This is a genomic window from Enterococcus sp. XAF26B05_ASV22, assembly GCF_056727285.1.
On record NZ_CM161538.1, the window covers coordinates 1,228,606 to 1,247,917 of the forward strand.

The window sequence follows — 19,312 nt, forward strand, 5'->3', positions numbered from 1 at the left end:
GCGAATAATAATGGCAGAACAAACACAAAATCGCCCTCGTGGCGGACGCGGACCTGGACAGGGCGCTCCAGTGGAAAAAGCCAAAGATTTTAAAGGAACACTAAAAAAATTAATCTCCTATATTGGTGCTTATAAAATACCCGTTTTCTTTGTAATGATCTTTGCAATTGCTTCAACTGTATTTAACATTTGGGGTCCAAAAATCTTATCACAAGCAATCACAGAATTATTTAATGGCTTGATTAAAAAATATCAAGGAACCGGTGGTATTGATTTCAATAAAATTGGTGGAATCCTACTCTTTATGTTAGGACTTTACTTAGTGGCATCTGTTTTCGGGATTGTTCAAGGCTGGATCATGTCAACAATTTCGCAAAAGATAACGTATCGGATGCGTAAAGAAATTTCAGAAAAAATCAATCGCATGCCAATGAATTATTTTGAAAGTCGTACAACGGGTGAAGTATTATCTAGGATCACCAATGACGTAGATACTTTAGGACAGTCATTAAACCAATCCATCACTCAGTTGATCACATCAGTCTTTACCATCATTGGGGTTATTGTCATGATGCTATCGATTTCTGTTCAAATGACCGGTATTGCTATTTTGATCGTACCGATTTCAATGATCTTGATTTTAATTGTTGTGAAAAATTCGCAAAAATACTTTAAAACACAACAAGAATATCTTGGGGTTATCAATGGTAAAGTCGAAGAAACAATCGGTGGATACAACATTGTACGTCTATTCAATGATGAAGAAAACTCTCTTGAAGAATTCAAAACGCAAAATGACGTTTTATTCAAATCAGCTTGGAAGTCACAATTTCTTTCTGGTTTAATGCAACCTATTATGAATTTTGTAGGAAACCTAGGCTATGTTGCTGTAGCGATTTTTGGTGGGATTTTAGCCTATAACGGTACAATCACAGTTGGAGATATCCAAGCCTTTATCCAATACGTGCGTAATTTGACACAACCTATTGCTCAATTGGCGCAAGTTTCAAACTTACTTCAATCAATGGCAGCATCAGCTGAACGTGTCTTTGAATTCTTAGAAGAAGATGAAGAAGCACAAACAGTACCAAACCCAGTTAAACTTGACAAAGCCAAAGGAATGGTCGACTTTGAACATGTTCGTTTTGGCTACACTCCAGACAAAATCATCATCAATGATTTCAGTTCACACGTTGATCCTGGTCAAACAGTGGCAATCGTTGGGCCGACTGGTGCAGGTAAAACAACAATGGTCAAACTATTGATGCGATTTTACGATGTAACATCTGGTGCGATTAAAATCGATGGATACAATATCAAAGACTTTAACCGTGCAGATTTACGCAAAAATATCGGAATGGTTTTACAAGATACATGGCTATTTAAAGGAACTATCATGGAAAATCTACGTTATGGTCGGTTAGATGCAACAGATGAAGAAGTTTATGAAGCGGCAAAAGCTGCCCATGTTCATCATTTTATCCAAACCTTACCAGGTGGTTACAATATGGAATTAAATGAAGACTCTTCTAATATTTCTCAAGGTCAAAAACAATTATTAACCATTGCTCGCGCTATTTTAGCGGACAAACCGATTTTGATTCTTGACGAAGCAACATCTTCTGTTGATACAAGGACAGAAGGCTTGATCCAAGGCGCCATGAATAACTTGATGGCTGGCCGCACATCGTTCGTTATCGCTCACCGTTTGTCAACAATTAAAGATGCAGATAAAATCCTTTATATGCAAGACGGAGATATCAAAGAACAAGGAACACATGAAGAGTTGCTAGCTGCTGGTGGCTACTATGCATCGCTTTATAATTCTCAATTTGAAGAGCTAGATCAATAAACAATAGTTGAAAGAAGAGGGAGTTGTTTCTGCTCCTACCGTTTATTCAGATTCTTTGAGACTGAGATATGACTCATAGAGTGATGTCTCAGTCTTTTCTTTTTTCTAAAAAAACTTCCTTAATATTGATTAAGAAAAAATAAAGTCCCTTAAAATAACTTGAAAAAAAACTTTGTCAACGGTATTCTTAAAAAAATAAATAGATAAATAACCTTGTTAGGTGAGGCTCCTATACAAACATAGGCTATTGCGCAGAAACGTCGAAAGACGCCAATGTGTAAAACAGGAATGGTCGAATTAAGGCTTTTCATAAAATAGCTAAGAATGTTTCTTTACGTTGTATAGTGCTAAAACTCAGACGATGAGATTGATTGAAAGTCAAACGTCTTAGGAAAAAAATGTTTGGCTTTTTTCTTTTGGCGAATAATGAATGTATTGACTGATCGTGCAATGTTATTGGGCCTACTTGTGTTTTTTTAAGAATACTGACAATGTGTAAGTGATGTTATTTAATTTACGAAATGAAGGGATTTTAAATATGAATACGTATAAAGAAAAAAAGTTTACCCCCGCAATTTTAAGTACCATATTATTTGTGGTGCTGACCTTTTTAGTTGTTCAGAATGTCTCGTGGTTTCATCAGATTGATTCAGCGATTTATCAATTCAATTGGAAACCAAACGAGATGATTACGAGCAGTGTGAATCTGTTTGCTAAGACGGCAACCATTGTACCAATTTTTAGTGTAAGCTTAATTAGTTCATTTTTACTTTGGCGGCAAAAACAACCATTATTGGCATTTTGGCTGAGTAGTAACGTTTTGGTTGTTAGTGCTTTGGGGTTTATCTTAAAGCATATTGTTGCAAGGGCAAGACCTGATGTGTCGCAGTTAGCTGAGCGTTCGTCATACAGTTTTCCAAGTGGTCATTCACTTTTAGCTATGTGCTTGGTATGCTCAATTTTGTTAGTGACACAGAAAAGAAAAGACAAGCTTTTAAAAACGATGTTGATCCTCTATGTTGTTTCGATTGGAATAAGTCGAATTTATTTGAGAGTTCATTATCCGAGTGATGTTATTGGTGGATTTCTTTTAAGTTTTTCATGGGTAAATCTTTCGTACGTTTGCCTTCAAAGAATGTTCCTTAACAGGACATTTTCAACGTCAGATGATAAAAAACGTTTTGTGCAAAAAACGATATTAGGCGCTTTAACACTTGTGTTATTGGCTGTTGCAGGTGCATCTGCATATGGCGCGACTGTGTTCAAGAATGTGCAAAAAACAGCGGATAAAATATATCAACCACTGAATCGAAACACCAAGCCAGTAGAACTGAACAATAGTGAACCCGTAAGTTTTTTACTTCTAGGCATTGCAAATGACTCAAAGCGTCAAACAGATTTTCGAGCAAATACGATCATGGTCGTGACAGTTAATGATCAATTAAAGAAAACAACGATTACAAGCATACCTAGAGATGCCTACGTAGAAATTATTGGAAAAGAAGGGGCATACGATAAAATCAATCATGCGCATTCTTTTGGCGGTGAGGAAATGATGATTGATACGATCGAGCATTATTTAGACATCCCAATCAATCATTATTTTGTGATCAATATGGATGGATTAGCTGCATTAAGTGATGCTGTCGGAGGCGTCACTGTTAATAATGATTTTGCCTTTGACGCCGAAGGAATCCATTATCCTAAAGGGGAACAGCATCTAGGTGGTTGGGAAACCTTACAGTACGCAAGGATGCGTTATGAAGATCCGCTAGGGGATTACGGTAGACAAAAAAGACAGCGAGAAGTGACGATTCAGTTGACTAAAGAATTACTGTCGATGAAAAGTGTATTTCGTTATCAAGAGTTGTTAGATGTTATTGGTGAAAATGGCCAGACAGATATGACATTAGATCAAATGATGCTGTTGATGAAAAATTATCAAAAGGCACTAGAGAACATTGAAAGCTATCAAATGCAAGGCGAAGACTTTACTGGTGATGGTTATACGGGTGAGGAAGGTATTTCTTATCAAATTATTCCTGAAACAGAAAAAGAAAAAGTTACATTGGCATTGAAGAAACAATTAAATTTAGAATAATATGTGTGTAGCATCAAGTGTCCATTAGTCAATTGTTAGTTACAACATTGGATGGATCTTTTAAGACCTTATTGTTTCCAAAGCAAAAAAAATAGAGTACGCCCCTAAAGGTAGATTTTTTTGTTCTATCTTTAAGGGCGTACTTTTTAATATGTTCTATACGGTTAAACGAATGACCATACAGTGAAAACATAAATTTTTTAAAGAGTTGTATATCGTATCAGCTTACTCTTTGACTGCTTGAAATAAAACTTGGAAGAAATAAGCTAATCCGACGGTGATTATAATATGTCCTAATCCAGCTATTCCAGCTATTGCTGCAGATTCTGGATAATCCAATACTTGTAAACTACCGCGAACGATCATCATCAATAAAGTGATACCGAGCCCCATATTATAAATCATATAGAATTTTTTGTAGTTTTTCTCGTTACTCAATTGGAAGTTTTTTTCCAAAAGTAAAACAATCAGGAAAAAGAACATACCTAAAATCAAAATATGTGTGTGTAGAACACTAAGTTGTGTTTCGCCAGTAAAGTCATTCCATTTTGTAAATTCACGATAAAAAATACCCGCTAACAATCCAACTATCATATAAACCATACTAACTCTAACTAATTTTTTCATTGTCCACCTCTAATTTATATTTTTCAAACATCTCCACTATAGCAAACTACATCGCCATTTTCTAGGTATTTATTGCTAAATAAATGTGAAAAATCCAAAGAAGATCCGATCCTGACCTCATTGATGAGCGAAATAGAGAGATTTGCATCGTTAATTAATGAAACATTCGTTTCTACCAAAGTCGAATGAAGGCGTTTTTATTCTTCCGGATTCCGAGTGCTTTATGAAAAAATCGTTTCATTTATATTCGTTGTTGTTAAAAACTTCTCCCGTAATAATAATCTATATCAAACAGAAAAGAGGAGCATAAAATGGTTTGTAAAGTAGAGTTTAAATAGGTCTCTAAAAGCGAATTTGAAACGATCTCAGCTACAGAAAAGATAAAAAAATTGGCATGGATCGAAAAAAAGTTTATGTGAACGTGATATGAAGTTTCCGTATAATCCATTAGAGGTATCCAGTTTTGAAGTAGACGATATCGAGATGGCCTATATTTTCTATAAAGAGGGGGAACTGTCAATAGGATGTACCCACCAGAAGAAAGCCGCAAACACGTTGTTGGGTTCAAGTGGTCTGATAAGATTGAAATGCCTAATTCCTTTACTTTTAAAGAGGAGCATGGTACGATTCTGATGTTGTCAATCATATGATAACCACTAAAAATTAAATAGAACCCATCACAAAGGGGAGCCATGGCTGAGAATGAGTAACCACTCTAAACCCTTGAACCTGTTCGTTAGTACGAGCGTAGGAATTGTGATGGAGTAAATAAATACTTTTACTCCTCCTTTGTGAATTGGTCGTTCTAAAGGGAGGATTTTTTTATGCAAAGAACATCAGAATTACGCGTTTGGATTGAGGGAACGATTGTAGCTGCAATTGCAATGGTTTTATCCCTTATTCCAACAAATATTGGGAGTAGTTTTTCTATCTCACTGGGAATGATTCCTTTGACTCTTTATGCGTTAAGAAGAGGAACAAAGGCTGGATTCTTTTCTGCGTTTATCTGGGGATTGTTGCATTTTCCATTGGCGCAAGTGTATTATTTAATGCCTGCACAAGTGATTATTGAGTATATTTTAGCTTTTGGATTTGCTGGATTTGCTGGAGTTTATAGCGGGAAACTACAACAAGCAATCGGAGAGAAAGACTACACAAAGAGTGGTCGAATCATTTTATATGCGTCTTTTTTTGGCACACTGATGCGTTATTTCTGGCATTTTATTGCAGGCGTTCTATTCTGGGGAAGTTTTGCCCTGTGGGGAATGAATCCTTGGTTGTTTTCTCTCGTGATGAATGGGTTAAGTGGTGTGGCTACAGCAATTGCGACGTCTATTATTTTACTTTTACTTCTCAAAATCAATCCTCATTTGTTTACTCCTACAAATAGTACACGAATGGGACAATAGAATAATAGTGCTGAATAACAGGATTGGATTGTATAAAAGGTAACTATTTTGGTAAGTGGGACACAACTCTTTGAGTCATATCCCACTCACATGGAATCCGTATAAATGGTGGGATCAGGAGCAATCCCTTCGGAAATAAGCTGATGTTGCACAGGATCTACTTGGTCACAAAAATTTGAAGATCAATTATCGTAAATTCCTTCTTATTTCTCGGGATTAAACATTCCTGGCCCAACATTTTTTTTGCAAAGAAGAAATCAAGACATAACGCTACGAGTTAAATCTCAACTTCTTAAACAATAAATGAAAATTTACATCTTCATCCAATTAGGTTCCAAAGAATTTCCATCTGGGTCTTGCACTTCAAGTCCAAACATCATATCTTCAGGAATCCCCATATCCACTTTATAATAATCGCCACCATTTGCTTTAGCTGTTTCAGCAAATTTCTTCACAGCATCGGCACTGTCCATACTAAATGCAATCAAAGCACCACTCGTCGTTTTCGTATCTGCAATAGTTTTATCTTTGATGAATTTACTATAAAAATCGTGATTTAACAGCATAATCCAAAAATGATCATCCCAAACCATTGAACTTGTCTCGTCAGTAGAAAATTCTTCATTTTTCTTGAAACCTAATTTTTCATAAAATGCTGTAGAATGCTTTACATCTGTGACTGGAAAATTTACAAACACCATTGTTGCCATAAAAATCCAACCTTCTTTCTTTTGTATTGATTACGAGAAGAGCATCTCATGGTAACGTTTTTTTGTCAAAATTTAAGGCGCATGCAGGTGAAAAAAATTGACTGTTTTGATAAAACCTACTTATAATATAAGCACACTGATAAAGATCAGCGAAATGAGCAAGGAGGAACGACAATCAATAATAAAGCGATGATAACGAGTGCAGTTGGTATTTTACTGCTGATTTTTGGGATTAGTTTTAGCATTATGTGGTTAGTGAATAAAAGTAATAATACTGTACAAACAAAACCAATAGAAGAAACGAAACATACAAGTACAGAAGTAGTAGAAGAGAGCCAAACCTCACAACCTAATCAGGACCCTTCTTTAAAGGAGCAGGAAAAGAAAATAAATGATTTAATGAAATCAATGAGCCTGGAAGAAAAAGTGGGGCAACTTTTTTTAGCTCGTGTACCGATTGAAGCCCAACAGGAAAGCCTTCAAGAGTACCATTTAGGCGGCTACCTTTTGTTTGGACGAGATATGGAAAATGAGACACCGAATTCGTTAAAAGAAAAAATTTCCTCTTACCAAGAAGTCAGTAAGATTCCTCTTTTCATAGCATCTGACGAAGAAGGCGGAACGGTTTCACGCTTAAGTGGGGGCAATGGTTTAGTAACAGAACCATTTAAATCACCAATGGAAATATACCAAGAGGCTGGGTTAACAGGGATTCGTTCGGATATTCAACAAAAATCAGCCGTTCTACGATCCTATGGTATTCAAGTTGGGCTATTTCCAGATGCGGATGTTGCAACAGATCCCGAAGCATTTATTTATGATCGAACAATCGGTGTAGATGCTGAAAAAACAAGTGAATATGTTAAGGCAAGTGTGGAGGCATTAAAGAAACAACAGATTGCGTCAACATTGAAACATTTTCCAGGTTATGGGGATAATCGCGATTCACACGTAGAGATTGTGTATGATACGAGAAGTCTTGAGACGTTACGCGGGAATGATTTTTTACCATTTAAAGCTGGAATCGCAGCAGGAACAGATAGTATCATGGTTTCTCATAATATCGTGACGAGTATTGATGATACAATGCCGGCTTCAATTTCTCAACCTGTTCATGATTTATTACGAAATGAATTAGGCTTTCAAGGCGTCATTATGACTGATGATATGGATATGGCAGGATTAGCTGATTTTATAACGCAAGAAGAAGCAGGACTCGCTGCGTTGAAATCTGGGAATGATCTGATTTTATCTTCTTCATTTCAAGTTCAGATTCCCTATGTCATCCAAGCTATTGAACAAGGGAGTTATTCAGAAGAAGCGTTAAATCAATCTGTTTATCGTGTATTGAAGATGAAAAGTGATTTAGGCTTGTTAAATCACTAATACATCAAAAAGACAGTTCAGCGTTAATCGAAGCTGAACTGTTTTTTTGATGAGTGAAAAAATTATATCAATTTAGGATTCATCTTTTGATAATTATCCAGTTTATAAGCCAAATTTCTATCATAGTCTTGGTTGAAGAAACTAAGATACAAACTATCAAAAATATACATTAAAGACATCCGTGTTGAAAAGGAAGAAATTTTGTTGTAATGGTTTTCCAGTGAAGAGAAAAGAAAAACACCATCCACTGTTTCGTTGAGTAAAGGACTATCCTTTGAAGTGACCAACAGAATTTTACTCTTATTTTTCTTTAAAATTTCTAGGATTTTTTTAACACTAGAGCTGCGGCCACCATAAGAAACAACGATTGCCAAATGCTTTGGCGTACTGTTTGCTGCAGATAGGTTTTGCATAAAATCATCAATTGGAACGTTTACTTGTTTACCGATTTCCTGCAGTTGAAATTGGAAGTTTTGTGCAAAATAGATATTAGCAGATGTGGCGTACACATCAATAAATTCTGCCTGTTTAAGTAAATTTCCATTGAAAGCTATAGTATCGAGATTGTTTGTATCAATAGTTGACTGAACGGTTTGATTATAAACCGATTTTAACTTTTGAGTGATAGCATAATGATTGTCTTCTGCAGAGATAGGGTAATCAATGTCGATAATTTGTTCGGTTGTATGCTCATTTAAATAATTGACCAAGGCAAATTTAAGATCATTCAATCCTTCAAGGTCTAATTTATTAATCAAACGGTAAATTGTTGAAATCGACACATACGAATGCTCAGCCAGTTCTTTTGGAGAAAAATGAATGACTTTTTCTGGAAAATCCAAAATATAGGTAATGAGTACTTCTTCACTTGTTGTCAGTTTGTCTAGGCTTTTTAATTTCAGCATTAAATTCATCTCAGCAAACACCTTCCAGTTCGTTTTGTATAAATGAATTATAACGGATTATGTGAGAAATAAAAAATAGAGTGGGATTTTGGATCCGCACTCTATTTTCTACAATAACTCGGATAGTGCTTCGGCAATACCATCTTCATTATTAGATGAAGTAATTTTATCGGCAGCACTTTTTAACTCTTCAACAGCATTTCCCATTGCAATGCCCACGCCAGCATAATGAATCAAGGATAGATCATTGTGGCCATCACCGAAAGAAATAATATGTTCTCGGTCAATACCTAGTGGTTTTAATGTCTGTTCTAAGGCATTGGCTTTATCAATTCCTTTATCTGTAAATTCAAAGTACATTGGTGCTGAGAATACGCCGCTGACGGATTGTTCAAAAGGGGCATAAAGTTTCTGCCAATTTTCTTGCAAATAGTCTGGTTGAGCTGCAACGAGAATTTTATGCAAAGGGAAATCAACAAAAGTAGCTAAATCATCTTTTTCGCATAATTGGAAGTTTCCACCACGTGATTCGTATTCGATAATGTTGAATGGACCCTCATGGAACGTTAAATCCAGCAGACCATCAAATACATTATTGACATACATATAATTGTCTTTTGCAATCATAGGTTTAACGTCAAACTGTTTGAGATGGTTTAAAATAGTTTTACTCTGTTCAATTGTAAGAGGTTGACTGAATAATTCTTTTTGTGTACTGACATCAAGAACATGTGCACCATTATAGGAAATCACTAATCCATTGTGCTGATCCATTTGAAGTTCATCCGCATATTTTAGCATCCCAGAAGTAGGTCTACCTGAGGCTAGAATTACTTTGATTCCATTCTTTTGAGCCGCTATCAACGCTTCTTTTGTTTGCGCTGTCAATTGTTTTTCATCATTTAAAAGTGTGCCGTCAATATCCAAAACAATCGCTTTTATGTCCATAGTATTTCCTCCTTCGATTCTCAATGTTAAACTGTCAATTCTAAACGATTGCCTTCTGGATCCGCTACAACAGATTCATAATACCCATCTCCAGTTGTACGAGTTGGGCTTAATAATGGATATCCCTCCATAACCAATATAGTTGTGAGAGCATCAACCTGTTCTTTACTTCCTAAAGAAATCGCTAAATGAGCAAAACCAAGCATTTCATTGCCAATATTATGGTCAACAATGTCATTTCGTTGCATGATTTCAAGTCTAGCGCCATCAGAAAAAGTTAAAAAATAAGAATGGAAACTTGTTTTTGTATTGTGGTATAGTTCAGAAGCTGTTGCATCGAAATATGTTTCATAAAAATGACGCATACGTTCTAAATCTCTGACCCATAAACCAATATGTTCTATTTTCATTGTATGATCTCCTTTGCTGTAAACACAGCCTGCATTTGTGTGCAACCAGTAAAGTCGCACCATTATTTTTTTGTTTGATTACAGTATAAACGAAAAGGAAAAAGAAAAAAGGAGCACGAACAAGGTTGAAAGTATTTTGTCAAAAATAATCACAAAGAATGTCTAAATCTGAAAATGGTTGTTCAAAAAATGCCTAGTTTCGATTGCTTGATTATTTTATTCTAGCTATAAGAAGTAGTTGTAAGAGGGGTGCTGAAGGCCTCTAGTGAAGATTCATGGTTGTTGACAAAATTTGAATGAGCATGATATAGTGAGTGCAATAAAAAACGAAGTGAGGGATCCGTGCGTTGAAAAATTAAGTCAATTTGTTGAAGCTGCATTCAGACTGTAACTTGAGAAGTTTCAAGGGAGCAGTGTGCAGATTTTCAGGATTGGCATTGATTTTTTCAACGAATGGGTCTTTTTGTGTACGCGTAGACCTATTGCCGATTCTGAAAAGAACAGAAGGAATAAAAGAGAGTCCTTCCGCTTTTCTTAATGAGGTGAAAGAAACTATGTCAAAAATTGAAATTAAAAATGTAACTTTTGGGTATGATACCCAAGGGACTTTACTATTTGATCAAGCAAATTTAAATGTTGATACGCAATGGAAATTAGGCTTGATTGGCAGAAATGGTCGTGGAAAAACGACCTTACTTAAAATTTTGCAGAATCAGTTAGCTTACAGCGGTGAAATTACTCATCAACTGAATTTTCTCTATTTCCCCCAGCCGATTAAAAACAAGCAACAACTGACCTATTATGTCTTGCAAGAAATCAGTGATTTTGACCAATGGGAAATTGAGCGAGAGTTAAACCTGTTGCAGGTTGATCCAGAAATTCTATGGCGTGATTTTGAGACACTTTCTGGTGGGGAACAGACTAAAGTACTTTTAGCGCTGTTGTTTATTGAGGGCGAGCATTTTCCTTTGATTGATGAACCAACCAATCATTTAGATAGTACAGGACGTAAACAAGTCGCTGAGTATTTGAAAAAGAAACGTCAAGGCTTTATCGTAGTTAGTCATGACCGTTCGTTTGTAGACGAAGTGGTCGATCATGTCTTATCAATTGAAAAAAGCCAATTAGAATTGTATCAAGGAAATTTCTCCGTATATGAAGAACAGAAAAAAATCAAAGATGAATTTGAATTTGCTCAAAATGAAAAACTAAAAAAAGAAGTTAGTCGTTTGAAAAGAACAGCAGCTGAAAAAGCAGAATGGTCTCGGTCTAAAGAGCAAGATAAATATGGAAAAGCCTCTGAAAAGGGTAGTGGTGCAATCTACGATACTGGTTTTATTGGGGCGAGAGCCGCACGTACAATGAAACGTGCTAAGACGATCGAACATCGGATGAACACCCAATTATCTGAAAAAGCCAGTCTTTTAAAAGATGTCGAGTATATTGATCCATTGACCATGAACTATCAGCCAGTGCATCATAAACGACTACTAACGGTTGAAAATCTAGTCTTAGGTTACCAGAATGAAACGTTATTTAGTCCATTGTCTTTTGAATTAAATCAAGGGCAACGGCTGGCTCTAGCAGGACAAAATGGTTCAGGGAAATCCTCGATCATTCGGTATTTACTTGGCTATTTTGAGGGTAAAAGCGACGGAGAAATCTTACGACCAGAGAAGCTAACTATTAGTTATGTTCGTCAAAATTATGAAGATAACCATGGAACTTTACTCACATTTTCAGAAGAACATGGTCTTGATCATCAAGAATTTCTCAATAACTTGCACAAATTAGGGATGGAAAGAGAAGTCTTTCAAAATCGTATTGAACAAATGAGTATGGGGCAACGAAAGAAAGTCGAATTAGCAAAATCGTTAGCCCAGCCAGCTGAGTTGTATATTTGGGATGAGCCGTTGAATTATTTGGATGTATTCAACCAAGAACAATTAGAAATGCTGATTTTATCAGTAAAACCAACAATGCTGATTGTAGAACATGATCGAGCATTCTTAGAAAAAATAGCAACGCAAATGATGACCTTATCAAAAAATACTTAAAGTTAGCCTGTCACACGATTCATAGACTGGAGTCGTTTGGCAGGTTTTTTCATCGTTTTTCTTCACTGACAGACTGTATAATAAAGTGTATTCTGTGAAAAAAGGAGAGGTAGCCGAACTTTCAGGGACACATTACCTTCATCATAATCAATCGCTGAAGACCTAAAAATACTGATAAGAAAAAAGTAAAGTGGATCTAGTAATAACGCTGCTGGAATAATGATAAGTAGGTACGAATTGTTTACTAACATAAATTCAAGAAAGCTATGGCTGAGAACGTTTAAATTTCAGTTGTAATTTTCTGTGTACCATTTAAAGTAGATGATTTTTTAACTCATTTTTATGAAAAAGATGAAAATTAAAACAAAATTTGTGTATAATAAAGAGGTTATTGATTTTTAAATTATAATTTAACTAAAAAGGAAAGAAGTGTGAGAAATGGAGAATATTCTTAGTTTATTAGGCGTTCTAATCGTTATCGTCGGGTTTGCGATGAAATTGGATTCGATTTTGATCGTAATGATTGCCTTAGTTGTGACGGCACTTGTCGGAGGAATTGGGGTAGAAGGAATGTTAGAGATTTTAGGCACGAGTTTTGTAAGCAATCGAGGAATGGCAATTTTTATTATTATTATGCTGGCTACAGGAACATTAGAAAGAAATGGATTAAAGGAATCAGCGGCATCATTGATTCGTCGTTTTAAAAAAGTTTCAGCTGGTTTGATCATTGATATTTACGGTGTTTTCCGGATGATTTTTGCCGCGTTCAATGTCAGCTTCGGTGGTGTTGCTGGATTTGTTCGTCCAATTATTTTACCAATGTCAATCGGAGCTGTGGAATCTCAAAATGTAGAATTAAACAAAGAATACGAAGAAGAGCTTAAAGGAATGGCTTCGGCGATGGAGAATATATGTTGGTTCTTTGGACAAGTATTATTTATTGGAGGTTCGGGCGGTTTGTTAGTTCAATCGACATTAAAAGAGTTAGGGTATGAAGTAACACTAGTGCAATTAGCGGCTGTGGAAATTCCAGTTGCATTGGTGGCATTAATTACGGCCAGCATTTATTTCTATTCGAAAGACCGTCGCTTAATGAAAAAATATTACGGTAATATTGCGAAAAAAGGAGACTAGTCATGAGCTATTTTATGAATTCTGAAATACTACTTGGGGAGAAATTATTAGAAATTTTATATATCGTGATGGGCTTGATATTACTTTATACGGGAATCAAGAATTTGTTCGATAAAAGTAACCCTCATCGTTACGGAACAGGTTATTTTTGGTGTGCATTAGGAATCGTAATCGGAGGTGGTCGCTTTATTCCGGCGATAATCAGTGGCATTTTGATTTTTTCTATGACGATACCTGCCATCTTAAAAAAAGTCAGTAAAGGAAATAGTAAGTTACCCTCTAAAGAATATATGCAAAAAATGTCAGATAAGTTAGGGATGAAAATTTTTGTTCCGGCATTAAGTATTGGCGTTTTTGCTATCATCTTTGCTTTATTTACAAATCTTGGTGCCTTGGTCGGTGTTGGGGTAGGTGTTTTAGTAGCAATTATAATCTTGATGCTTTATTCTAAAAACAATAAACCAACTACATTTTTAGATGATGCAGCTGACATGCTTGGCACTGTGGGTCCTTTGAGTATGCTGCCGATGCTCTTGGCATCGCTAGGAGCGGTATTCACAAGTGCCGGTGTTGGGACAGTGATTTCTTCTGCAGTTGGAACTATTGTGCCTGAAGGAAATGTTGCAGTCGGAATTATTATCTACGCGTTTGGCATGATGCTATTTACGATTATTATGGGAAATGCTTTTGCCGCGATTACTGTGATGACGGTAGGAATCGGCGCACCTTTCGTTTTCGCTTATGGTGCAAATCCAGCTTTGATCGGTATGTTGGCATTGACATGTGGGTATTGCGGTACGTTATTGACACCGATGGCTGCGAACTTTAATGTAGTTCCAGTCGCAATGCTAGAGATGAAAGATAAATACGGTGTGATTAAAAATCAATGGTTTATAGCAATTTTTATGTTTGTATTCCAAGTCGTTTATATGATTTTGTTTAAATAAAGTTGACGTAGTTTTATGGAGAAACATGCTACAATTCATGAGTGAACGCTGAGTGGTACAATTATAGGTGTTATCAAATAGAGTATGAGTCTAAATTAGGAGGAGAGTTACAATGAAAGTATTAGTCACAGGTTTTGATCCATTTGGTGGAGATTCTGTTAATCCTGCATATGAGGCAGTGAAAATGATTCCCAATGAAGTGGCAGGAGCTAAAGTAATCAAATTAGAGATACCGACAGTTTTTAAAGAAAGCGGTGAAGTATTAGAAGCTGCAATCAATGAACATAAACCAGATATTGTGATATGTGTGGGACAAGCTGGTGGGCGAAGCGCTGTTTCATTTGAACGGGTAGCAATCAATTTGGCAGAAGCAAGAATTCCTGATAACAAAGGCAACCAACCAATCGGTTCAAAATTGGAAGAAGATGGAGCAACTGCTTATTTTACCACGTTACCAATCAAAGCAATGATGAAAAACGTGCAGGAACATGGCTTGCCAGCTTACATTTCTTATACAGCAGGCACATTTGTCTGTAATGATATCATGTATCGCTTGTTATATATGATCGAGAAAGAATTTACAGGTGTGAAGGGTGGTTTTATCCACGTGCCGTTTGAACCAACTCAAGTAATCAATCGTCCAGTCGGAACACCTTCAATGCCAATCCAAACAATTGCGGATTCACTACATTATGCCATCGAAGCAGCAGTGACAACGGATGTCGATATTGAAGAAAACACGGGAACAACACATTAGAATGATTGTTGAGTAGAAGTGGAAGAGTTTGAGCTAAGAGAGATCCTTTTGGCTCAAACTCTTCTATTTTGGTTATTAAATACAATGAAAGAGAAAATAGTTAATTTAATGATAATGATTCTCATTATCATTTTGTTGTGATATACTAAACAACTAGGGGAGGGAGTGTTTCAATGAAAGAAGTACAAGTAAAAGGATTTTCAATTTATTATGATAATGTACAAACAGAGCAGTGTAACGTAATGCTTGATGAACAACTTTATATTGAGGACAAGCCATTGCCACGTTATTTTATTGGTGAAACAACGATGACATTTTTTGATTTCTATCATGCAGATAGCCCTGATTTTCAAGAAAGTGATTATCTATTATCTGAAAAATTTCAGCAAATTATCGGAAGATTTCCTCATACAAATCAAAAAAAAATTGCATTGAACGAGCACGACAGCTATAGTATTAAACAAGTGCCAGTATACATTCATGTGAAAGACTATATTTTAGCTTTGAGTAAGCCCGAAGCATACACAACGTTCAGAGAAAAATTGGCAACAGTTCAGTCATTAATACCTATTAATGAAGATGCGTCAGAATCCGTTAGTAGTTATAAAAGAAAGCGTCTATTTTTAGATGGTACATACGGTTCTAGAGAATTACTTGAAAACGTTCAGGAAACAACTGTTCAAGCTATTCAAGAGAAATTAGAATATGTGAATGAGATGTATTATTTTGCACATTATAATTATGCCGCAATGGTTCAATTTTTACCTGAGTATGAAATTACGACCTATGATCAGTTTCATGAAGCGTACGGAAAATTCGTGTATAGTTTTACAGTCACTAAAAATGGCAAAACGATACCACTTCTTTGGCCTGATTACTTATATCACAAGCCAGAGAATCATTTAGAGTTCGGTCTTTTAGCGAATACAGAACAACCGAGGTATCAACTTTTTGATGAATGGAAAGCGAATGACCCCATCACAATTGAACTCTTGGCGGATGGATTTGAAGATGTTCGATTTGAGACGCATCTAAAACAACCTATGGCATTTCCACCAAAATTATCTAAATCAGACTATACGCAAGGTGAGATGATTTGTCTGTCGATTGATACAGGCGTAATTGAAGAGTTAGCCAAACAAGAAGCTACATTTGAATGGTTTAAAACGAAAAAAACTTCAGAAAATGCTTATTCATTAGAGTATCAGTTAATGGAAAATCAATTAATGATGCCAAGTGCACAATTTGAAAAAACAGGTCGTTATCAGTTGAAAATTACTAGTGATGTGTACGGGCAGCTATTATTTCTATTTACAATAAAACAAGAAGGGTAATAAAAAGAATGAAAAAGTTAAAAATTCAGGATTTTATTTCTATTGGTATTTATACCGCTATTTATTTTTTAGTCGTAACGATTGCAATGGTTATTTTACGTTTCACGATTCCAGCCTTTAATTCAATTCTTATTCCTAGTGCTACAGCACTTTTTGCAGGAATCGTCTATTTGTTGGTAATAAACCGTATTCCGCGTTTTGGGGCGATTACGATCATGGGAAGTGTGATGGGTCTATTCTTTTTAGTCTCTGGTCATTTTCCGTTGTCATTTTTGCCAAATATCCTCTGTGCGGTAGCAGCTGATTGGATCCAGTATCGTACCAAATTATCCGAAAAACTCAGAACAATGATTAGTTATACTGTGTTTAGTTTTGGTCTAATGGGACCTGTATTACCATTATGGTTTATGAAAAACGCTTATATTGATTCTTTGGTAGCTCGTGGGAAAGATGCCGTATATATCGACAAAGTCTTTGCGCCGATCACAACGACCAGTTTTTATGTTTGTGTTGCAACAGTCATTATCTGCAGTATTTTAGGTATAATCATTGGACAAAAGATTTATGAGAAACACTTTGATAAAGCAAAAGGAAAAAATTATGGAAAAAACATACGTAACGTTTGATCCCAGAAGTAAACTTTGTACGATTTTATTTGCCAGTTTTTTGTTGATGTTTCCTTTACCATTTAAGGCTGAAATTTTGTTTGTAACGCTCTTATTTGTATTGTTTATTCTAAACGGTAGTCTAAAAAAAGGGCTGATTTTTTATAGTCTTTTTTGGTTACTTGTTTTAGGCGATTATTTATTGTTTCCTTATATCGATAATGGCATCGCTGCATTCTTTGATTTTCTATTCGTAGGAAATCGCCGGATGTTGCCAACGATCATGGCGTCGGCATTTGCTATGAATCGGACAAAAATAAGTGAATGGATCGCAGCGTTAAAGAAGTGCCACGTGCCATTTGGGCTAATTATTCCGCTCACTGTGCTGTTTCGATTCTTCCCTACGCTTTTTCAAGATTTTAAAAGTATTCGTAATGCAATGAAATATCGTGGGATCGCTGTTTCTACTATCGACTTGTTTCTTCATCCATTTCAAACAATGGAGTACATCATTGTCCCGATTTTAATGTCGGCCGAAAATACATCCTTAGATTTATCTTCGGCAGCTTTAGTTCGTGGTTTAGGGAATCCTAAATCACACACTAGCGTCTATGAGATTCATTTAAAGGTTCAAGATTATTTATTGATTGGTATTCTGATTGTTAGTGGAATATTTGGGAGGATGATTGGATGATTGATTTACATGATGTGACATTTGCTTATGAGGATCAGGAAACGATCATTCAACAAGTAGATTTACAGGTTAAACCTGGTGAATTTATCGTGTTATGTGGGAAGAGCGGTTGCGGCAAATCTACATTACTGAGAATCTTAAATGGATTGATTCCGGAATTGTATACTGGGGAATTAACTGGAACAGGTTTTATTTTAGATCAAGAGTTGTTGACGAAAGAATTTAATGCCTATGTTCGCGATATTGGCGTTGTTTTTCAAAATCCTAAGACGCAGTTTTTTACCAGCGATGTTTATTCTGAGTTGGCATTTGCAATGGAAAATTATGGTGTTCCAAGAGATGAAATGATTAATCGAATCGATGAAATAACCCGTTTATTCTCGTTAGAAGCATTTTTAGAACGAAGTATGTTTCATTTATCTGGTGGCCAAAAACAATTGATTGCTTTCGCTTCAGCTACTATGTTGAAACACCATTTATTTTTATTAGATGAACCTTCAAGTAATCTGGATGAGGAAACAATCGAGCATTTAAAAGACTATCTTCAGGTATTAAAAAATCAAGGTATGACCATTATTGTATCTGAACATCGTTTATATTACTTGACGGATTTGGTAGATCGATATTTGGTGATGGATAAAGGGCGTATTGTTGAATGGTATACAAGTCAAGAAATGAGGGCAAAATCTTCAACAGATATTCAGGAAATGGGATTACGCTCTTTGGATCAGACGTCTTTTACAAAAGGGATCGAGCCGTTTAAAAGAGAAGATAAATTAAGTTTAACGTGCCTTGACCTAGATTTTCATTACCGTAAACAACCATCTGTGTTGAAAATTCCCTCACTAACCTTGACTAGCTCCTGTATCACGGGCATTATAGGGCATAACGGGGCGGGAAAATCAACGTTCTCAAAACTTTTATCTGGGTTGATCAAGCCTAAAGTTGGTGTTATTAAGTTAAATCAACGGGTTATGCGCCCGAAAGAGTTGATCAAAGAAAGTTTTGTTGTGATGCAAGATGTCAATTTACAATTGTTTTTTGAAACTGTTGAAAAAGAGATCAGCTTGAATGCTAAAAATACCAACGACTTTGATAAAATTGTCGCTATGCTGAACTTAGAGCCACTTTTATTTCGTCATCCGCAAACACTATCGGGTGGTGAAAAACAGCGCGTTGCGATTGCAAGTGCTCTATTGTCAGGAAAAAAAATCATCATTTTTGATGAACCGACAAGCGGCTTGGATTTGATGCATATGGAAGAAGTCAGCGATACAATCCGCTGGTTGCACCAAGAAAATATTTTAGTTTTAGTGATTACCCACGACAAAGAGTTTCTCAGTCAAACCTGTCAGAGAGTGCTTCATTTCGATCATGGAACAATCATTGAAGATTATTTTATTGAACCAACGAAAAAAGAATAATGGAGGAAACGA

At 35.9% G+C, this 19,312-nt stretch carries 18 protein-coding genes and 2 riboswitches; of the genes, 13 read left to right on the plus strand and 5 right to left on the minus strand.

All coding sequences use genetic code 11. The features are described from left to right. Positions 1–10 precede the first annotated feature (10 nt). Positions 11–1,852, plus strand: coding sequence for an ABC transporter ATP-binding protein (locus AC1PU0_RS06125; protein WP_206848764.1), 1,842 nt, complete (start codon positions 11–13; stop codon positions 1,850–1,852). A 205-nt stretch (positions 1,853–2,057) separates the two neighbouring features. Then, positions 2,058–2,225: riboswitch (M-box (ykoK) riboswitch) on the plus strand. Positions 2,226–2,390: 165 nt separating this feature from the next. Continuing rightward, on the plus strand, positions 2,391–3,953 hold the full coding sequence (locus AC1PU0_RS06130; RefSeq protein ID WP_206848853.1) for a phosphatase PAP2/LCP family protein: 1,563 nt from the start codon (positions 2,391–2,393) through the stop codon (positions 3,951–3,953). A gap of 225 nt (positions 3,954–4,178) precedes the next feature. On the opposite strand, the gene AC1PU0_RS06135 is transcribed toward AC1PU0_RS06130, so the two are convergent. Further along, entirely contained in the window at positions 4,179–4,580 is a 402-nt protein-coding gene (locus AC1PU0_RS06135; protein WP_069654575.1) for a DUF2871 domain-containing protein, read from the minus strand. A gap of 524 nt (positions 4,581–5,104) precedes the next feature. Between AC1PU0_RS06135 and AC1PU0_RS06140 the strand changes: the two genes are divergently transcribed. Together AC1PU0_RS06140 and thiT are read left to right on the plus strand one after the other, a co-directional pair. After that, positions 5,105–5,230: a hypothetical protein gene (locus AC1PU0_RS06140; RefSeq protein WP_258379278.1), complete on the plus strand. Its 126-nt coding sequence runs from the start codon at positions 5,105–5,107 to the stop codon at positions 5,228–5,230. A 23-nt stretch (positions 5,231–5,253) separates the two neighbouring features. Continuing rightward, a riboswitch (TPP riboswitch) is annotated at positions 5,254–5,351 on the plus strand. 53 nt (positions 5,352–5,404) lie between these two features. Continuing rightward, the gene (gene thiT, locus AC1PU0_RS06145) at positions 5,405–5,989 is read left to right on the plus strand and encodes an energy-coupled thiamine transporter ThiT (protein ID WP_069654573.1); all 585 of its coding nucleotides are present in this window, start codon (positions 5,405–5,407) and stop codon (positions 5,987–5,989) included. A gap of 311 nt (positions 5,990–6,300) precedes the next feature. Here the strand turns inward: thiT and AC1PU0_RS06150 are convergent, their stop codons facing one another. Beyond that, positions 6,301–6,699, minus strand: a complete 399-nt coding sequence (locus AC1PU0_RS06150) for a VOC family protein (protein WP_111247298.1) — start codon at positions 6,697–6,699, stop codon at positions 6,301–6,303. Between the two features lie 189 nt (positions 6,700–6,888). Here AC1PU0_RS06150 and AC1PU0_RS06155 point away from each other — a divergent pair, with 189 nt between their 5' ends. Beyond that, complete coding sequence (locus AC1PU0_RS06155) at positions 6,889–8,085, plus strand: glycoside hydrolase family 3 protein (protein ID WP_069654571.1); 1,197 nt, start codon at positions 6,889–6,891, stop codon at positions 8,083–8,085. A 62-nt stretch (positions 8,086–8,147) separates the two neighbouring features. On the opposite strand, the gene AC1PU0_RS06160 is transcribed toward AC1PU0_RS06155, so the two are convergent. The 3 genes from AC1PU0_RS06160 to AC1PU0_RS06170 all read right to left on the minus strand — a co-directional run bounded on the left by AC1PU0_RS06160 (position 8,148) and on the right by AC1PU0_RS06170 (position 10,348). Then, a complete protein-coding gene (locus AC1PU0_RS06160; RefSeq protein ID WP_240485868.1) occupies positions 8,148–8,990 on the minus strand; it encodes a MurR/RpiR family transcriptional regulator in 843 nt (280 codons plus the stop codon). 108 nt (positions 8,991–9,098) lie between these two features. Then, entirely contained in the window at positions 9,099–9,938 is an 840-nt protein-coding gene (locus tag AC1PU0_RS06165) for a Cof-type HAD-IIB family hydrolase (RefSeq protein ID WP_206848766.1), read from the minus strand. 26 nt (positions 9,939–9,964) lie between these two features. Beyond that, complete coding sequence (locus AC1PU0_RS06170) at positions 9,965–10,348, minus strand: VOC family protein (protein WP_111247301.1); 384 nt, start codon at positions 10,346–10,348, stop codon at positions 9,965–9,967. 554 nt (positions 10,349–10,902) lie between these two features. Here AC1PU0_RS06170 and AC1PU0_RS06175 point away from each other — a divergent pair. From AC1PU0_RS06175 to AC1PU0_RS06210, 8 genes are all read left to right on the plus strand, one after another. Continuing rightward, complete coding sequence (locus AC1PU0_RS06175) at positions 10,903–12,405, plus strand: Lsa family ABC-F type ribosomal protection protein (RefSeq protein ID WP_206834535.1); 1,503 nt, start codon at positions 10,903–10,905, stop codon at positions 12,403–12,405. A gap of 438 nt (positions 12,406–12,843) precedes the next feature. Continuing rightward, positions 12,844–13,539 (plus strand): DUF969 domain-containing protein, encoded by a 696-nt coding sequence (locus AC1PU0_RS06180; RefSeq protein WP_069654566.1) that lies wholly within the window; start codon positions 12,844–12,846, stop codon positions 13,537–13,539. Between the two features lie 2 nt (positions 13,540–13,541). Further along, a complete protein-coding gene (locus AC1PU0_RS06185; RefSeq protein ID WP_111247303.1) occupies positions 13,542–14,486 on the plus strand; it encodes a DUF979 domain-containing protein in 945 nt (314 codons plus the stop codon). Positions 14,487–14,598: 112 nt separating this feature from the next. Next, positions 14,599–15,243: a pyroglutamyl-peptidase I gene (pcp, locus tag AC1PU0_RS06190; protein WP_069654564.1), complete on the plus strand. Its 645-nt coding sequence runs from the start codon at positions 14,599–14,601 to the stop codon at positions 15,241–15,243. Positions 15,244–15,416: 173 nt separating this feature from the next. After that, positions 15,417–16,577 carry a hypothetical protein gene (locus tag AC1PU0_RS06195; protein WP_206848768.1) on the plus strand — a complete coding sequence of 387 codons (1,161 nt, stop codon included), beginning with the start codon at positions 15,417–15,419 and terminating at the stop codon, positions 16,575–16,577. Positions 16,578–16,585: 8 nt separating this feature from the next. Continuing rightward, positions 16,586–17,203, plus strand: a complete 618-nt coding sequence (locus AC1PU0_RS06200) for an MptD family putative ECF transporter S component (protein WP_111247305.1) — start codon at positions 16,586–16,588, stop codon at positions 17,201–17,203. After that, positions 17,178–17,876, plus strand: coding sequence for an energy-coupling factor transporter transmembrane component T (locus AC1PU0_RS06205; RefSeq protein ID WP_206848769.1), 699 nt, complete (start codon positions 17,178–17,180; stop codon positions 17,874–17,876). Before AC1PU0_RS06200 ends, AC1PU0_RS06205 begins: the two co-directional genes overlap by 26 nt. Next, a complete protein-coding gene (locus AC1PU0_RS06210) occupies positions 17,873–19,300 on the plus strand; it encodes an ABC transporter ATP-binding protein (protein WP_479998776.1) in 1,428 nt (475 codons plus the stop codon). Before AC1PU0_RS06205 ends, AC1PU0_RS06210 begins: the two co-directional genes overlap by 4 nt. Positions 19,301–19,312: the final 12 nt, after the last annotated feature.

Excerpts from the sequence above, each read along its gene's own strand:
- AC1PU0_RS06180 (WP_069654566.1), top strand. The coding sequence starts at position 12,844 with ATGGAGAATATTCTTAGTTTATTAGGCGTTCTAATCGTTATCGTCGGG.
- AC1PU0_RS06135 (WP_069654575.1), bottom strand. The coding sequence starts at position 4,580 with ATGAAAAAATTAGTTAGAGTTAGTATGGTTTATATGATAGTTGGATTG.
- AC1PU0_RS06160 (WP_240485868.1), bottom strand. The coding sequence starts at position 8,990 with ATGCTGAAATTAAAAAGCCTAGACAAACTGACAACAAGTGAAGAAGTA.
- AC1PU0_RS06175 (WP_206834535.1), top strand. The coding sequence starts at position 10,903 with ATGTCAAAAATTGAAATTAAAAATGTAACTTTTGGGTATGATACCCAA.
- AC1PU0_RS06140 (WP_258379278.1), top strand. The coding sequence starts at position 5,105 with ATGTACCCACCAGAAGAAAGCCGCAAACACGTTGTTGGGTTCAAGTGG.
- thiT (WP_069654573.1), top strand. The coding sequence starts at position 5,405 with ATGCAAAGAACATCAGAATTACGCGTTTGGATTGAGGGAACGATTGTA.
- AC1PU0_RS06195 (WP_206848768.1), top strand. The coding sequence starts at position 15,417 with ATGAAAGAAGTACAAGTAAAAGGATTTTCAATTTATTATGATAATGTA.
- AC1PU0_RS06125 (WP_206848764.1), top strand. The coding sequence starts at position 11 with ATGGCAGAACAAACACAAAATCGCCCTCGTGGCGGACGCGGACCTGGA.
- AC1PU0_RS06205 (WP_206848769.1), top strand. The coding sequence starts at position 17,178 with ATGGAAAAAACATACGTAACGTTTGATCCCAGAAGTAAACTTTGTACG.
- AC1PU0_RS06185 (WP_111247303.1), top strand. The coding sequence starts at position 13,542 with ATGAGCTATTTTATGAATTCTGAAATACTACTTGGGGAGAAATTATTA.
- AC1PU0_RS06165 (WP_206848766.1), bottom strand. The coding sequence starts at position 9,938 with ATGGACATAAAAGCGATTGTTTTGGATATTGACGGCACACTTTTAAAT.
- AC1PU0_RS06155 (WP_069654571.1), top strand. The coding sequence starts at position 6,889 with ATGATAACGAGTGCAGTTGGTATTTTACTGCTGATTTTTGGGATTAGT.
- AC1PU0_RS06200 (WP_111247305.1), top strand. The coding sequence starts at position 16,586 with ATGAAAAAGTTAAAAATTCAGGATTTTATTTCTATTGGTATTTATACC.
- pcp (WP_069654564.1), top strand. The coding sequence starts at position 14,599 with ATGAAAGTATTAGTCACAGGTTTTGATCCATTTGGTGGAGATTCTGTT.
- AC1PU0_RS06170 (WP_111247301.1), bottom strand. The coding sequence starts at position 10,348 with ATGAAAATAGAACATATTGGTTTATGGGTCAGAGATTTAGAACGTATG.
- AC1PU0_RS06150 (WP_111247298.1), bottom strand. The coding sequence starts at position 6,699 with ATGGCAACAATGGTGTTTGTAAATTTTCCAGTCACAGATGTAAAGCAT.
- AC1PU0_RS06210 (WP_479998776.1), top strand. The coding sequence starts at position 17,873 with ATGATTGATTTACATGATGTGACATTTGCTTATGAGGATCAGGAAACG.
- AC1PU0_RS06130 (WP_206848853.1), top strand. The coding sequence starts at position 2,391 with ATGAATACGTATAAAGAAAAAAAGTTTACCCCCGCAATTTTAAGTACC.